The organism is Flavobacterium sp. DSR2-3-3 (assembly GCF_049896585.1).
GTDB lineage: Bacteria > Bacteroidota > Bacteroidia > Flavobacteriales > Flavobacteriaceae > Flavobacterium.
The window spans coordinates 86527-100657 of the sequence record NZ_JAFCUP010000010.1 but is presented as its reverse complement, the minus strand read 5'-3'; the positions used below and the strand labels follow the sequence as shown (position 1 = coordinate 100657).

The following is a 14131-nucleotide window of genomic DNA, read 5'->3' as shown; positions in this document are numbered from 1 at the left end:
GTAGTTTTGATCTAATAATACACCGATTGTGTATCTTTGTTCGCTGGTTAAGTGGCTCATTATTTACAACTTTGGTCAGGAGCAAATAAAGAACATTTATTCCATTCGAGAGAGAGGGCCTTTTAAAAGTCCTTTCTTTTGAAAAAATGTCTTTATCTCCCCCCTAAAAGTTGCATTAATTAGTTGAATCTAGTATCTGAAAGAAATTTATTTTTTCAACATCAAATAAGCCAGTCCTGAATCATTCAGTAGTCGTTCCATTTCAGATTGCATAATCTCTTGAATATCTTGTTTTATCTGCAGATAATTTCGCTTTACCATCGAAGTATCAATCTTTATTAGTATTGCAATATCTTTATAATTAGCCTCTTCTTTTTTTGGCGCATCATGGTCATTGAGTATTTCACAATGAAATGTTTTTAATTTAATTTTGCAGTCAGGATCATCAGCAACCATACCGACGAATTCACCGGAACTTAAGTAAGAAATGGTAGAAGGCGGGACGGCCGACTCTAATTGTTTCGAACGGCTTATGGAGATGTCAACGCTGTTAATAGATAGTGGTTCTCTGACTTGCATAATCTTACCAAAACGTTAAGACAATTGCTTGGCAGTGTCACCAGTTAATTGACCGCTAACAATGTTTCCAGTGATAGGGTGCAAATGGATTTTAAGGAAGCTGACAGTGCGGGCAATTTCAAACTGAATCAGTATCATCAAAATTATGGTTATGATCTGTAGGTAGCACTGTCCAAACATCCAATCAAGGAACTGAATACTCGTAAATTTAAAGAAGATTTAATGGATTCCCTAAAAAAAGGAAACTTACAATCGGCCACTTTCGTGAAAGACGGTAAAGAAGTCAAGCATTATATTGAAGCTAATCCACAGTTTAAAACCATCAATGCATATAATGGAAATCTAAAACGTATTGACAACCGCCAGACGAAAGAGGAAAAGCAATCAGAAGGACAAAATACCTCACAGAAGCAGGACAATAAAAAACAGAGTCAAAATACTGATGACGATGGACCTGCCGCTCCCCAGGAAGCCAAAAAGAGAAAAAGAAAACAGTCTAATTCAACGTAGATTTTGATGGAACTACTAAAGCCCTTATCCGATTTCTTTAAAGCAATAGAGAATGACTACCGTATTGCATAACGCATATTGGTATTTATGTTGCACTATTGTAGTTTAGAGCGGGTAAGGGTTTTAATAATCCAATACAAGCGTACCGATATGAAATTATGGATTTAGCGAAGATCGCTTCGCCAAAAACATACTATAAATGTATGCTGGAACTCAACGAGTATGGTTATATTATTTACAAGTCCACCCGCAAGCGAAATTAAGGGAGTACTATTTATTTTCCATATTCTCTATTTGATGTAGAAGTTAAATTTCCAAAGGAAAAGAGCTATGAAAAAGTTAACAATTGAGGAGCTTACCAAAGTAGTAGAAACGTTATTTGGGAAAATTGAATGTATTGAGATCTTAATGAAGGAAAAGAATTTACTTTACAAAAAAAATGATCGTGCAAAAAACGGTTTAAAATTAGAAAAATGTATTTCAAACTTCAATAAAAGAGATTTGGCGCAGTTCTTCTATATTCTTATGGATGAAAAAATTTTATTTTTTGATGCAAAAGCAGAAAATTCTAATAGGAGTAAAATGCAGCATTTTGTACAAACAAACTTTACGTATGTTGGGGATTCTAAAATGCAAATAAATATTGAGAATATCAGTAAACAATTTTCTGAATCTAAAGGCTTTACTTATCGAGATAAACAGTAACAATTTCTAGATAAAATTAACGAATCGACTTACAACTATAGGAATGAGGATTTAAAGAAGCTATTTGGATTGTCAAATAACAGCATTATTAAATACCGACAAACGGGAATTTTACCCTATACTAAACTCGGTGACTTATATTTGTAAGAAGCTATTAAAATTAAAAAAAATATCATCCGAAAACGAGCAATGAAAATGGAATTTTGATCTGTGTTTTGCTTTATATATATGTTATATTACAAAATATTTGATAAATGATACTATTAGAAATAACAAAAGGATTCCAATTGGAATACTTTTGTTATTTAGTTGGATTTTACTTGAAAGTATCTTGTATTTGGAGATCAGCTGTATTTTTGCTTTAGTTTTGACATATCCTCCATTACATTTACATCTAATACTTTTGCATAATGTTGTGTTTGCTTAATATTAGTATGACCCATCATGGATGAAACATTTTCTATCCTCACTCCGTTCCCTAAGGTTACCGTAGTTGCAAAAGTATGTCTTGCGACATACCACGTCAGATTTTTAGTTATACCGCACAAATCAGCAATCTCCTTAAGATAAGCATTCATTTTCTGATTAAAAATCTGAGGTATTAATCCAATCTGGAGATGTTTGTACTTATCAATAATCTTCAGGGTGGGAGGTAGGATAGGAACATTTGCTCTAATTGCTGTTTTTGCCCTATTAGTCATAATCCAAAGTGCATCACTACTATCCTGAAATATATTACTTGCCGTAAGGTTAGAGGCGTCAACTGGGGCATAACCCGTTTAGCAACTAAAAAGGAAAACATCCTTAACGCGCTCCAATCGTTTTACTGAAAATTTCTTATTCTCAATTCGATCTAATTCTTCATGTGTTAGAAATACAGCATCTTTGATACTTAACTTTCCATCGTAAAGATTAAATGGATTCTTCTCCATTAATCCCATTCTAATACAATAATTACAGGCAGTTTTGTACATTCTCATATACTTTACCATCGAGTTATTTTTAATGCCTATTCTTCCTTTAAAACTACTTTCATACTTTAGGTACGATTCAAGATTGTAAACAAAAGCGCTGGAAATCTCATTAGAATGAAGATCCTCGACTCCATACTGCTGCTTCATAAAGTTTACGAGTAATTCCTTGGAACGTCCATACTTTTGGAATGAAGCTTTAGATCGCTTTCCAGCCGTTACTTTTTTTTCAAAGAAAGCATTGTGCTTATCCATGATTTCTAAAATGCTCGAGCCTTTTGTTTGACTAGTGGTTTTACCGTTAAATTCATTTTTAACCTATACCGGTGAAATATCAGAACTTACCTTAGCTAGTTCATTAAATTTCTTTTCGATATTCAATTGGAAAAGATCCAAGCTGTGTTTTAATACCTTTTCCTTTTCAAGTTTAAGCACCGTTCTGAGGTTTTTGGTAAACAGCCAACTTTCTTTTAGAATTGATTTACCGGTTGTCATCGTGATGGACTGTTGGTTGTAAGAGATACGGGCAAAAATGGGAGATTCTCCCTTTTTGTTAGCTTTTCCAGCTTTGAGATAAAAAATTACTTTTAACATAACTTCTTGTTTTTAAATTAATAATCAAATTGATTTAAAAACTTTGAGAGTTGCTAGTGTCGGCGGGGAATTCCCGGGGAATTCTTGCGATTTGGTGACCCTATTTTCTCGAAAATGGATTAAAATAAAATAGGGTCACCAATAGGGTCACTGTTCTTTGATTCTATATGTGTATTTTGACACATTATAAAAAACGAAAAAGCCTTTAAATACTACTATTTAAAGGCTTTTGACTTTTAAAGTTTCTTTTGAAACCTTATGTGGCGGAGAAAGAGGGATTCGAACCCCCGGACCTGTTACAGTCAACAGTTTTCAAGACTGCCGCATTCGACCGCTCTGCCATTTCTCCAGGATGTCGCATTCATTGTCTGATTGCGAGTGCAAATATAAGAACCTTTTTTGGTTATGCAAATCTATTTTTAGAAAAAAAGCATCTATTTTTTGGACTAATTTTTAAAGGTTTCATTTTGTATACTTTAGATAAAAATATTTTTATAATTTTTTTTAAAATGAATTTAATAATTTACATATTCTTTAATTTCTAATCCATATCCAATCATTCCAACGCGTTTTGTTTGCTCAGTATTGGATAATAAACGGATTTTTGAAATATCAATATCATGTAAAATTTGAGCACCAATACCAAAATCTTTATTATCCATCTTTATTTGTGGTGCTTTAAATTCTCCTTTCGCTTGCAGTCCTTTCAATTCTACAATCCGATTCAATAAGTCTATTGATTGCGCTTCCTGATTAATAAATAAAACCGCCCCTTTTCCTTGATCATTTATCAATTGAAACATACCGTCTAATTTCTTATTGACATCATTGGTCAATGTTCCTAAAATATCATTATTGACTAAAGTAGAATTGATTCTGGTAAGTATTGGTTCACCAATATTCCAGTTGCCTTTAGTCAGGGCAATATGTATTTGTTTGTTAGTGGTTTGTTGGTATGCACGTAATCTGAATGTACCAAAACGAGTTTCAATATCAAAATCTTCTTTTTTAACAATTAAGCTGTCATGTTGCATTCTGTAAGCGACTAAGGATTCGATTGAAACTAATTTTAAATCGAATTTTTTTGCCACTTCGACTAATTGGGGAAGACGTGCCATTGTTCCATCTTCATTCATGATTTCCACAATTACTCCAGCTGATTTAAATCCAGCTAAACGAGCAAAATCAATTGCTGCCTCTGTATGGCCTGTTCTTCTCAAAACACCACCCTGTTTGGCAATTAGAGGAAAAATATGTCCGGGTCTTGCTAAATCATGTGGTTTCGTTTCTTGATTTACAAGTGCTAAAATTGTTTTTGCTCTATCAGCTGCTGATATTCCAGTTGTAACGCCGTTTCCTCTTAAATCTACCGAAACTGTAAAAGCGGTCTCCATTGGATCCGTATTATTGGTCACCATCACATGCAATCCTAATTCTTTACAACGGCTTTCTGTCAACGGAGCGCATATTAATCCGCGACCATGAGTAGCCATGAAATTAATCATTTCGGGTGTTACTTTTTCGGCTGCAGCCAAAAAATCTCCTTCATTTTCACGATCTTCATCATCAACAACTATAATAATTTTTCCTTGACGAATATCTTCTATTGCTTCTTCAATTGTGTTAAGTTGAATTTTATTTAAGTCCATTTCGGGTGTTAGTTTTGTGATGGGAATATTTTTTTTATTACTTTTTGGAATGGAGCTAAAATAACATCCATATTTATTAAACCAATATCGTTTGTAGCTCTGTAAGTCAATAAAACAGCTAATGGTGTTAGTATAAATGAGGATAACCAAGCTCCCATAAATGGAGTCATTCCGTTTTCCTGAGCAATCCTTTTTCCAAAAGTATTTATAAAATGAAAGGTTATAAATATAAAAACAGCAAAAACTATTGGAAGTCCTAATCCTCCTTTTCTAATAATTGCTCCTAATGGCGCTCCTATAAAGAACATTAGAAAGCAAGCATATACGATTACAAATTTATCGTAAAAAGCCAATAAATGTCTGTTTATATTTTTCTGCTTATTGAACAATTCGGTTTTAGAAGAATCAATGGAATAGCTGGTGCTGATCACATTACTGCTGGCGATTTTTAAAATATCCGATTTTTGTTCGTTGGTGTATAATGATAGAATATCATCTGGAAGTGGTTTACTTTTTTTGGCTGCTTGTACTGATTTTTTTTTCTCTGGAAATCCAATTCTTGCATTGCTGTTTTCGGTGAACGTAATGATTTCCGTTTTCATATTTTTATTTAATGAATCTAAAGTGTAATTTAGTTCATTAACGGTAAGCATGGTATTTGTGTTGGCAACAGATTCGTCATTTACATCCACTTTATTCAGTTCAGATAAATCTATATTTATAATTTGCTTTCTAAAGGAGCTTTTTGCAAAAGGCATCTTACTGCGATCTTCATATTTTTTTGGAACGATATCTTCGTAATAATATCCTTTGTTAAGCACTAATTGCAGAATACTGGATTCTTCACTACTAATTAATTCTCCATTTTTGGCTTTGATTACAGTTTTACTTCCATCACCAATTTTAGATTTTTTGTGAATAGTTATTCCGGTCAGAATATTTCCTTCTGCGCCACTTTTTTTGTTGACTTTTATATTATAAAAACCAACATCATTAAATTGTCCTTCGGCGATAGCCAATGCTGGTTTGACTTGTGCGATATTTTTTCGAAAATTAATAAACTTGTATTCAGCATAAGGAATAATATTATTCGAAAAGAAAAAGGCCACGATACTTAATAAAACGATGAATACAGTGAGACTTCTCATGGCTCGTTGAAGCGAAATTCCCGAAGATTTCATTGCTGCAAATTCATAATTTTCAGCCAAATTTCCAAAAGTCATTATGGAAGATAAAAGTATAGAAAGTGGTAAAACCAACGGTACAATTCTAGGCATGGAAAAGGCCAGGAACTTAATAATCATTAATAGATCTAAATCTTTCCCGGCCAATTCTGATATAAATAACCAAACGGTTTGAAGTATAAATATAAAAAATAGGATTACAAATACCGTAATAAATGTAGTCAAAAAGGTTTTTAATAAGTATTTGTCAAGAATTTTCACTTAGCGCATTAATCTAATTTGTTGATGTAGTAATTTGGATATTTACTTCCCGCAAATGTAAATTGATTTTTTGACAAAGGTTGGTTGGTTTTGAAAGAATTAACCGTTAAAGTTGTTTTTGTGCCTTTTTTGCCCATTTCTATTAAATTGTAAATGTGTTTCGTTTGAACATCAATTCCCAATAATACTTCTTTTCTTTGATCTTTAGCATTTAACGGAATCAATTTAATATATTGAATTTTTCTGCCTTTTACATTTTGCAAAATATCCATATTATATCTGTAACCCGTATTAAAAAAAGTCAACATTTTTGATGGAGTTATGGCATTATCGTCTTTTTCATTTACTGCTGAAATGGTAATTTCTTCATCTTCGGGAACAATAGTATATGTTTTTTTACCATCAAAAATTTTAGTAACTCCCATGAAATTTAAAACATATTGATTTCCTTTCATCGTAACATTTCCTTTACTGTCCTGATTGATGTTTTCTTTGGCGTTATTCAAGGAGTATTTAAAATCAATAGCAATATTATCATAACTTTTAACTTTAGCAGTAACTTGATTTAAAAGGTCTTTTGCTTTTTTATCTTGTGCTTGAACTGAAAAAGTAAGAATAAATATACCCGCTAATAAAAGGAACTTTTTACCCATATTTTGTATGTTGCTTTTTTTAGAATCTTGAATTTTTGATTTCATCGTAATTATTTGTTTTTTTCATTGTTGAAAAATTGATCAAGAGAACTCATGTCCAGAATGTTAACACTGCGTGCTTTACTTCCTTCAAAAGGGCCTACAATTCCAGCAGCCTCGAGTTGATCGATTAATCTTCCTGCTCTATTGTATCCTAATTTAAGTTTTCTCTGTAATAAGGAAGCTGATCCCTGTTGTGCATTCACAATGATTTCAGCGGCCTCTCTAAACAAAGTGTCTCTGTCGGAAATATCCATATCAAGATTAATGCCACTTTCCTCACCAACGAACTCAGGAAGTAAATAAGCAGTAGCGTAAGCTTTTTGGGAACCTATAAAATTAGTAATTTTCTCCACTTCAGGAGTGTCGATAAACGCACATTGTACCCTTACCACATCATTTCCATTGGTGTAAAGCATATCACCACGTCCTATTAACTGATCCGCTCCTTGCGTATCCAAAATGGTTCGGGAATCAATTTTTGAGGTCACTCTAAATGCTATTCTCGCAGGGAAATTGGCTTTAATTAAACCTGTAATTACATTTACAGATGGTCTTTGTGTCGCTATAATTAAGTGTATTCCAATGGCTCGCGCCAGTTGTGCCAAACGAGCTATAGGAACTTCCACTTCTTTGCCTGCAGTCATAATCAAATCGGCAAACTCATCAACTACAAGAACAATATAGGGTAAAAATCGGTGTCCGTTTTCAGGATTCAGTTTTCGAGCCTTAAATTTATCGTTGTATTCTTTGATGTTACGGACCATCGCATCTTTTAACAAAGAATAACGGTTGTCCATTTCTACGCAAAGGGAATTTAATGTATTAACTACTTTTGCATTGTCCGTAATAATAGCGTCATCCATATCTGGAAGTTTTGCTAAATAGTGTCTTTCGATTTTGTTAAAAAGTGTAAGCTCTACTTTTTTAGGATCTACCAAAACAAATTTAACTTCAGCGGGATGTTTTTTGTATAACAGCGAAGTCAAAACGGCATTCAAACCAACTGATTTTCCTTGACCAGTAGCTCCTGCCATCAATAAGTGAGGCATTTTGGCTAAATCCACTACAAAAGTTTCGTTAGAGATTGTTTTTCCAAGAGCGATTGGTAATTCCATTTCAGCTTCTTGAAATTTGGCAGATCCGATAACACTTTTCATAGAAACCATCGTTGGATTCTTGTTAGGAACCTCAATTCCTATGGTTCCTTTTCCCGGAATAGGAGCGATGATACGAATTCCTAAAGCCGAAAGTGACAGCGCAATATCATCTTCTAAACTCTTGATTTTTGAAATGCGAATTCCCGCTTCCGGTACAATTTCATATAATGTAACCGATGGGCCAACGGTCGCTTTTATTTGAGCAATTTCTATTTTATAATTGCGAAGGGTATCTACAATTCTGTTTTTATTTTCTTCTAATTCTTCCTGATTGATGGTAATTCCTCCTGTAGAATATTCTTTTAATAAATCAATCGTAGGAAATTTATAATTGGATAAATCCAAAGTTGGGTCGAATAATCCAAAATCAGCTACTAATCGAGACGCCAAGTTTTCTTCGATAATATCTTCTTCCGGAGCGGTTTCTATTATAAACGATTCCTCAGTATTCGAAATAACTTCTGGAGTTGCTATTGGTGTTACTTCCATTGCAAGCGGTTTTGCAATAGGATCTCTATTAATATCAGATGAATTAGTAATAGTTGGTTTTAATGCCTCTTTGTTGATTTCGAATTGTGAACCATTTGTTTTTAAATGAATGTCGTCAATTTCTTCCTCTTCAAGAACTGCAAATTCTTCCAAATTATAACCGCTTTTTCCGTTGTTTAGCGGATTGGTGATGGAAACTGCTTTCATTTCTTTTTTGGTAGTATCAAAAAACAACTGAATACTTTCCGGGGAAAGCTTGATTTTGAAAATGATATAAATAATGAGTCCAAAAAGCAAAATCAGTAATGTCCCTGTTTTTCCAATGTAATCTTGCAAAAATAAATTCAATTCATATCCAATAGTTCCTCCTAATTCAGGCGCCGAAGTAGCAAAGAATCCAAATAAAACGGATACTATTATGATCACAAATAAATCCCAAAACCAAATATTCTTAAGTTTTCCTAAAGAAATACCAAGAATCATATATATTCCTGAAAGGAAAAATAAACGTACGAATATAAAAGCGGCGATTCCAAAACCTTTATAAACCAGTAAATCAGCTAAAAAGGCGCCAAATTTTCCAAGCCAGTTCTGAACCGTTTCTGAACGATCCGTCAATTGTTGAACAGCACTTTGATCTTGTTGTCCATAAAGGAACAAGGACACAAACGCAAACAATAAAGCAACGGAAAATAAAACCAGTAAAGAACCAAAAACAATTTTATTCTGTTTGGTTAGTTTTAATGGTGTTTTGACCGCTGATTTAGTTTCGCTTTTTTTTATTAAAGGAGCTGTTTTTGTTGTTTTTGCCATTCTTATTTGTAATAATACCTAAAAAACGAAAGGGATATATATAATTAAACCAATTACTATTGCTGTCAAAGCGGCAAAAAATACCGCTCCCGCAGCAATATCTTTAATGAAGCCAATTCTTTCGTGATAATTGGGATGAATAAAATCGGCTATTTTTTCAACAGCCGTATTTAAACCTTCAATACTCATCACTAAACCAATAGCTAAAGTCTGAAAAAGCCATTCTGTTTTAGAAATACCAAAATAAAATCCAGCAATGCTGACCAAAATTCCAAGAGAAAATTGAACCATTATACTGTGTTCTGTCGTGATAAGTTTTAAAGCTCCCTTTAGAGCATAAGAGACACTTTTTAATCTTCCGGAAAAAAAAGTATTGTCTTTTTGAAATTCCATTAAATTCAGATTAAAGTACCGCTAACGCAGCTTCGTAGTTTGGTTCATCTGCAATTTCAGCAACTTGTTCCGTATGTGTAATTATTCCGTTTTCATTAACAACGATAATAACTCTTGAGTGTAATCCGGCCAGAGGACCGTCGGTCATTTCTAAACCATTTGCTTTACCAAAACTTCCTTCTGGAAAATCAGATAAGTTAACAACATTTTCAAGTCCTTCTGCACCACAAAAACGTTTTTGTGCAAATGGTAAATCTCTTGAAACACATAAAACAGTAGTATTTTCTAAAGTATTGGCGCTTTCGTTGAATTTTCTAACAGATGCTGCACAAGTTCCGGTATCTACGCTTGGAAAAATATTTAAAACTAGTTTTTTACCCGCAAAATCTTGTAATGAAGCGATAGAAAGGTCCGTTTTTACTAACTTAAAATCAGCGATTTTTGTCCCTATTTTTGGTAATTCCCCTGAAGTATGAATTGGATTTCCTCCTAATGTTATTGAAGCCATAATGTTTGTTTTTTTATGAGGTTCAAAAGTATGAAAATTATTTAAGAATTTGTCCTCAAATAGAGGTTTAAAGTTTACCATTTTACGCAAATCATTAACTTTAAAATTATGTCATCTTTTAGATTTATTGAATAAAAAAACGCACCCGTTTCGGAATGCGTTTTAGTAGAATTAAATAAAAAATTCTTTTATTTATCGATAGAACCCAAAACACGTTTCATGAAAGTGTTTAAGGCTTCTTTTTTATCAGTTCCGGTTTTTACTAGTTTGTTTACTTCTAATGCGCCGTACATATTAGAAATTAATTCACCAATGACATCTAATTCTTCATCTTTCAATGATGAAATTTCAGTCATAGCTTCCAGAACTTCTATCGTTTCAATGATGTAATCTTCATCATTTTCCTCTATAAACTGCGTTAAATGCTTAATAACAGGTAATTTCATTTTTTTTTCGATTTTTAAATTGTAACATTTATTCGATTTTTAGATTTGTTGGGACTCTAAATTGAATTTAAGTATAAAAAAGATTTTTAGGTTTTTAAAATCTTAGAAGTATATAAATCTAATTAAGTCTAAAAATTTAATCTGATAATCTTTTTAAACAATTTCGTTTACTAATTCAATTAGCACTTCTTGTTTATTAGTTTGTGTTTCGTTTACCAGTTTACCATTTACAAAAGTGGCAAAAGTTGGCAAATTACTCACATTTGCTAATTTTCGGGATTCCGGAAAATTTTCAGCATCAACAAGAGCAAAAGTGATTGTTTCATTTTCTGAAGCCAATTTTTTGAATTTAGGCTTCATAATTCTGCAATTTCCGCACCATGATGCCGAAAATTGAACCACTACTTTTTCGTCTTTTGCAATTAAATCCTGTAACGTATCTTCGGTTAATTCGATTAACATATTTTTAAATTTCAAAATGCAATTGCAATACTAATATTTACTGTATTAAATAGAAATTTAGTATTACAATTGACAGTGTTATTGATTTAGTTTAAAGTCAAGTATTCAGCAGTGCTGATTCGGTCAGCGCTCATTGCTTCTTTTCCGGCTTCCCAGTTTGCAGGACAAACTTCTCCTTTTTCTTGAATGTGTGTGTAAGCATCAACCATACGTAAGTATTCATTTACATTACGACCTAATGGCATATCGTTTACGCTTTCGTGGAAAATTTTTCCAGTTTCATCAATAAGGTATGTTGCTCTGTACGTTACATTAGAACCTTGAATAATAATTGAATCAGTTTCTTCGCTGTAAGCTGTTTCTTCAATATCAAGAATTCCTAATATGTTTGATAAGTTTCTGTTGGTATCCGCAATAATTGGATAAGTTACACCTTCAATTCCACCGTTGTTTTTTGGAGTATTTAACCATGCAAAATGTACTTCGTTAGTATCACAAGATGCACCTATAACAATTGTATTTCTTTTTTCGAATTCTGGTAAAGCGGTTTGAAAAGCATGTAATTCAGTTGGGCACACAAATGTAAAATCTTTTGGATACCAAAATAAAAGTACTTTCTTGTTGTTGTTTACAGCTTCTTCAAAAATGTTGATTTTTAAATTATCACCCATTTCAGAGATAGCGTCTACTGCAATACTTGGAAATTTTTTACCTACTAATGACATTTTTATTTACTTTTTAATTGTTTTTTTGTTGGTGCAAATGTAGTCATACAAAAACTAAATTGAAATAGCATTTGATTATAAATACTTATCTCAAAATAGGGAATTATTATGATAAAATTTTTTAAAGATTTCACCTATAATTAACCCGTTGGGTGTAATTAATAAAAATTTGAATTAATCTTAAATAAAAAAATTGAACCACATAGAAACATAGAAAAAAAGATTTGGACATACCAATTTTTAGCTTCATACAGCTATGATTTTCTCTAAAAAAGTGAAACGCCTTACATAAATTTAAAATCTATGTTTCTATGTGGTAAAAAAATTAAACAAATTGAATTACACCCAACGGGTTATAATTATAGAAAGTTAACCTCTGCAGGAATAGTTCCTTTACATTTAGTATTTTTCAAAAGTTGTTCGGCAGCGGTTTCCTGAAATTCTGAAAAATCCTGATACATTTGAATTATACCTGAAGCATCTTTCAAATTTGGAATAATTTGCAGCGCATAAGGATTCCCAAAAACATATAAAATACACTTTTTGGTGGTTAACAGGGTGCCTAAAAATTGAAGTACGGAATCTTCAATATCAAAATTGTTTAATGGTTTTGCCTTTGGAACAAATAAAGAAATGATTAGAGTGTCAAATTTATTTAGTTCATTTCCTAATTCATTCAAAATGGATTCACCTCCAGTTTCATAACTGAATTCAGGTGAAGGTAAAGCGTTACTTAAGGTATGAAAAAATACATTATCGGTATTTTTATAGATGCTAATTTTGGCAAGATCACCTCTGTTTTTTGCGTCAAAAACAGTCTCGGTATTGTGATTGTCTTTTATTTTTGTAATGCAGTTTTGAGCAATTTTTAGATTTAATTTTGAAGTAGTTTCAAAATCAAAGTCAGTCGCTGAAAGGTTTGGCAAACTTAGTTTTCCATCTACAATTCCTGCTTTTTGTTTGCATTTCCAGATGCGTTGAAAACTAGCTTCAATTCTTTCAGGTTTTGCATTTTTAAGGATTTCCTGAATTCCTTCGGCAACATTTTCGGCGAAGCACAACACATCGTTTCCGGCATTGAAAGCTTCCCATTCCAACTGTCCTTTTTTATCGTACAATTTAGAAACGCTGTGCATATTCATCGCGTCTGAAATCACTAGACCATCGTATCCTAATTGCTTTCGCAAAAGCGTTTCAATTACGGATTTTGATAACGTGGCTGAAGTGTCTTTTCCTTCGTTTAAAGCGGGAACTGCTAAGTGGCCAATCATAATCGAATCAACGTTATTCTCAATTCCTTTTATAAAAGGAACTAATTCATTGGCTAATAATTCTTCCAAAGTTTCTTTTAAAACGGGTAATCCTAAGTGCGAATCAATATTCGTATTTCCGTGTCCGGGAAAATGTTTAAAACAACCTAAAATCCCGACATCATTCATTCCTCTAATATATTCCAGCGCAAAATCAGCTACTTTTTCTTTGTTTTGACCAAAAGAACGGTACCCTATTACAGGATTATTAGGATTATTATTGATGTCGGCCAAAGGCGCTAAATTGTAATGAATCCCAACAAATTTTAAGTCTAAGCCTATTTGTTTTCCAACTTCGTAAACCAAATGTTTTTGATTGTCAGGCAAAGCGCCAAGGGTAATCGCATAAGGATATTGTGGTGTTTTTTCGACGCGCATGGCTAAACCCCATTCGGCATCGATACTCATTAATAACGGAGTCGTAGCACAACTTTGATACCTTTTAATAAGTTCCTTTAAACGTTGAAAACTATCATCATTTAAAACTACTTTTTTCTTAGTTTCATAATTCGTCGCTGCACTGGCTCGGCTGTGAAAAAAAGTCAATCCGCCTATATTGTAATGCCTTATTAATTGTTCGGTAGCTTGAATGTTTTCTTCAGTATCATTAATGAAAACGGCAGGAAAGAAAAACTGTCCTATTTTTTGTTCTAATGTCATTAGTTACAATTTTATACTTT

The 14131-nt window shown here is 32.7% G+C and carries 16 protein-coding genes and 1 tRNA gene; 2 read left to right on the top strand and 15 right to left on the bottom strand.

The window, feature by feature from the left end; all coding sequences use genetic code 11:
• Nucleotides 1–207 precede the first annotated feature (207 nt).
• Nucleotides 208–579, bottom strand: a complete 372-nt coding sequence (locus ACP7AQ_RS13445) for a hypothetical protein (protein WP_426095824.1) — start codon at nucleotides 577–579, stop codon at nucleotides 208–210.
• Nucleotides 580–801: 222 nt separating this feature from the next.
• Between ACP7AQ_RS13445 and ACP7AQ_RS13440 the strand changes: the two genes are divergently transcribed.
• Together ACP7AQ_RS13440 and ACP7AQ_RS13435 are read left to right on the top strand one after the other, a co-directional pair.
• Nucleotides 802–1089, top strand: a complete 288-nt coding sequence (locus tag ACP7AQ_RS13440; RefSeq protein ID WP_426095823.1) for a hypothetical protein — start codon at nucleotides 802–804, stop codon at nucleotides 1087–1089.
• 330 nt (nucleotides 1090–1419) lie between these two features.
• Complete coding sequence (locus tag ACP7AQ_RS13435; protein WP_426065259.1) at nucleotides 1420–1794, top strand: hypothetical protein; 375 nt, start codon at nucleotides 1420–1422, stop codon at nucleotides 1792–1794.
• A 344-nt stretch (nucleotides 1795–2138) separates the two neighbouring features.
• Here ACP7AQ_RS13435 and ACP7AQ_RS13430 read toward each other — a convergent pair whose 3' ends face one another.
• From ACP7AQ_RS13430 to ACP7AQ_RS13365, 14 genes are all read right to left on the bottom strand, one after another.
• Nucleotides 2139–2495, bottom strand: coding sequence for a site-specific integrase (locus ACP7AQ_RS13430; protein WP_426095822.1), 357 nt, complete (start codon nucleotides 2493–2495; stop codon nucleotides 2139–2141).
• A gap of 78 nt (nucleotides 2496–2573) precedes the next feature.
• The gene (locus tag ACP7AQ_RS13425) at nucleotides 2574–3020 is read right to left on the bottom strand and encodes a phage integrase SAM-like domain-containing protein (RefSeq protein ID WP_426095821.1); all 447 of its coding nucleotides are present in this window, start codon (nucleotides 3018–3020) and stop codon (nucleotides 2574–2576) included.
• 63 nt (nucleotides 3021–3083) lie between these two features.
• A complete protein-coding gene (locus ACP7AQ_RS13420; protein WP_426095820.1) occupies nucleotides 3084–3359 on the bottom strand; it encodes an Arm DNA-binding domain-containing protein in 276 nt (91 codons plus the stop codon).
• A 261-nt stretch (nucleotides 3360–3620) separates the two neighbouring features.
• A tRNA-Ser gene (locus ACP7AQ_RS13415) sits at nucleotides 3621–3708 on the bottom strand.
• A gap of 166 nt (nucleotides 3709–3874) precedes the next feature.
• Nucleotides 3875–5008 (bottom strand): 3,4-dihydroxy-2-butanone-4-phosphate synthase, encoded by a 1134-nt coding sequence (gene ribB, locus ACP7AQ_RS13410; RefSeq protein WP_426065223.1) that lies wholly within the window; start codon nucleotides 5006–5008, stop codon nucleotides 3875–3877.
• An 8-nt stretch (nucleotides 5009–5016) separates the two neighbouring features.
• On the bottom strand, nucleotides 5017–6453 hold the full coding sequence (locus tag ACP7AQ_RS13405; RefSeq protein WP_426095819.1) for an LptF/LptG family permease: 1437 nt from the start codon (nucleotides 6451–6453) through the stop codon (nucleotides 5017–5019).
• Nucleotides 6454–6461: 8 nt separating this feature from the next.
• Entirely contained in the window at nucleotides 6462–7106 is a 645-nt protein-coding gene (locus ACP7AQ_RS13400) for a LolA family protein (RefSeq protein ID WP_426095825.1), read from the bottom strand.
• 50 nt (nucleotides 7107–7156) lie between these two features.
• Nucleotides 7157–9607 carry a DNA translocase FtsK gene (locus ACP7AQ_RS13395; protein ID WP_426095818.1) on the bottom strand — a complete coding sequence of 817 codons (2451 nt, stop codon included), beginning with the start codon at nucleotides 9605–9607 and terminating at the stop codon, nucleotides 7157–7159.
• Between the two features lie 18 nt (nucleotides 9608–9625).
• Nucleotides 9626–10000 (bottom strand): diacylglycerol kinase family protein, encoded by a 375-nt coding sequence (locus ACP7AQ_RS13390; RefSeq protein ID WP_426065219.1) that lies wholly within the window; start codon nucleotides 9998–10000, stop codon nucleotides 9626–9628.
• 10 nt (nucleotides 10001–10010) lie between these two features.
• Complete coding sequence (gene tpx, locus ACP7AQ_RS13385; protein WP_426095817.1) at nucleotides 10011–10508, bottom strand: thiol peroxidase; 498 nt, start codon at nucleotides 10506–10508, stop codon at nucleotides 10011–10013.
• A gap of 188 nt (nucleotides 10509–10696) precedes the next feature.
• On the bottom strand, nucleotides 10697–10954 hold the full coding sequence (locus ACP7AQ_RS13380) for a DUF6952 family protein (protein WP_091172168.1): 258 nt from the start codon (nucleotides 10952–10954) through the stop codon (nucleotides 10697–10699).
• Between the two features lie 153 nt (nucleotides 10955–11107).
• On the bottom strand, nucleotides 11108–11416 hold the full coding sequence (locus ACP7AQ_RS13375; RefSeq protein WP_091172170.1) for a thioredoxin family protein: 309 nt from the start codon (nucleotides 11414–11416) through the stop codon (nucleotides 11108–11110).
• An 86-nt stretch (nucleotides 11417–11502) separates the two neighbouring features.
• Nucleotides 11503–12141 (bottom strand): peroxiredoxin, encoded by a 639-nt coding sequence (locus ACP7AQ_RS13370; protein WP_426065216.1) that lies wholly within the window; start codon nucleotides 12139–12141, stop codon nucleotides 11503–11505.
• 359 nt (nucleotides 12142–12500) lie between these two features.
• On the bottom strand, nucleotides 12501–14111 hold the full coding sequence (locus tag ACP7AQ_RS13365; protein ID WP_426095816.1) for a glycoside hydrolase family 3 protein: 1611 nt from the start codon (nucleotides 14109–14111) through the stop codon (nucleotides 12501–12503).
• Nucleotides 14112–14131 lie beyond the last annotated feature (20 nt).

Excerpts from the sequence above, each read along its gene's own strand:
- ACP7AQ_RS13380 (WP_091172168.1), bottom strand. The coding sequence starts at position 10,954 with ATGAAATTACCTGTTATTAAGCATTTAACGCAGTTTATAGAGGAAAAT.
- ACP7AQ_RS13430 (WP_426095822.1), bottom strand. The coding sequence starts at position 2,495 with ATGACTAATAGGGCAAAAACAGCAATTAGAGCAAATGTTCCTATCCTA.
- ACP7AQ_RS13375 (WP_091172170.1), bottom strand. The coding sequence starts at position 11,416 with ATGTTAATCGAATTAACCGAAGATACGTTACAGGATTTAATTGCAAAA.
- ACP7AQ_RS13400 (WP_426095825.1), bottom strand. The coding sequence starts at position 7,106 with ATGGGTAAAAAGTTCCTTTTATTAGCGGGTATATTTATTCTTACTTTT.
- ACP7AQ_RS13435 (WP_426065259.1), top strand. The coding sequence starts at position 1,420 with ATGAAAAAGTTAACAATTGAGGAGCTTACCAAAGTAGTAGAAACGTTA.
- ACP7AQ_RS13365 (WP_426095816.1), bottom strand. The coding sequence starts at position 14,111 with ATGACATTAGAACAAAAAATAGGACAGTTTTTCTTTCCTGCCGTTTTC.
- ACP7AQ_RS13395 (WP_426095818.1), bottom strand. The coding sequence starts at position 9,607 with ATGGCAAAAACAACAAAAACAGCTCCTTTAATAAAAAAAAGCGAAACT.
- ACP7AQ_RS13420 (WP_426095820.1), bottom strand. The coding sequence starts at position 3,359 with ATGTTAAAAGTAATTTTTTATCTCAAAGCTGGAAAAGCTAACAAAAAG.
- tpx (WP_426095817.1), bottom strand. The coding sequence starts at position 10,508 with ATGGCTTCAATAACATTAGGAGGAAATCCAATTCATACTTCAGGGGAA.
- ACP7AQ_RS13445 (WP_426095824.1), bottom strand. The coding sequence starts at position 579 with ATGCAAGTCAGAGAACCACTATCTATTAACAGCGTTGACATCTCCATA.
- ACP7AQ_RS13440 (WP_426095823.1), top strand. The coding sequence starts at position 802 with ATGGATTCCCTAAAAAAAGGAAACTTACAATCGGCCACTTTCGTGAAA.
- ACP7AQ_RS13390 (WP_426065219.1), bottom strand. The coding sequence starts at position 10,000 with ATGGAATTTCAAAAAGACAATACTTTTTTTTCCGGAAGATTAAAAAGT.
- ACP7AQ_RS13425 (WP_426095821.1), bottom strand. The coding sequence starts at position 3,020 with ATGGATAAGCACAATGCTTTCTTTGAAAAAAAAGTAACGGCTGGAAAG.
- ACP7AQ_RS13370 (WP_426065216.1), bottom strand. The coding sequence starts at position 12,141 with ATGTCATTAGTAGGTAAAAAATTTCCAAGTATTGCAGTAGACGCTATC.
- ribB (WP_426065223.1), bottom strand. The coding sequence starts at position 5,008 with ATGGACTTAAATAAAATTCAACTTAACACAATTGAAGAAGCAATAGAA.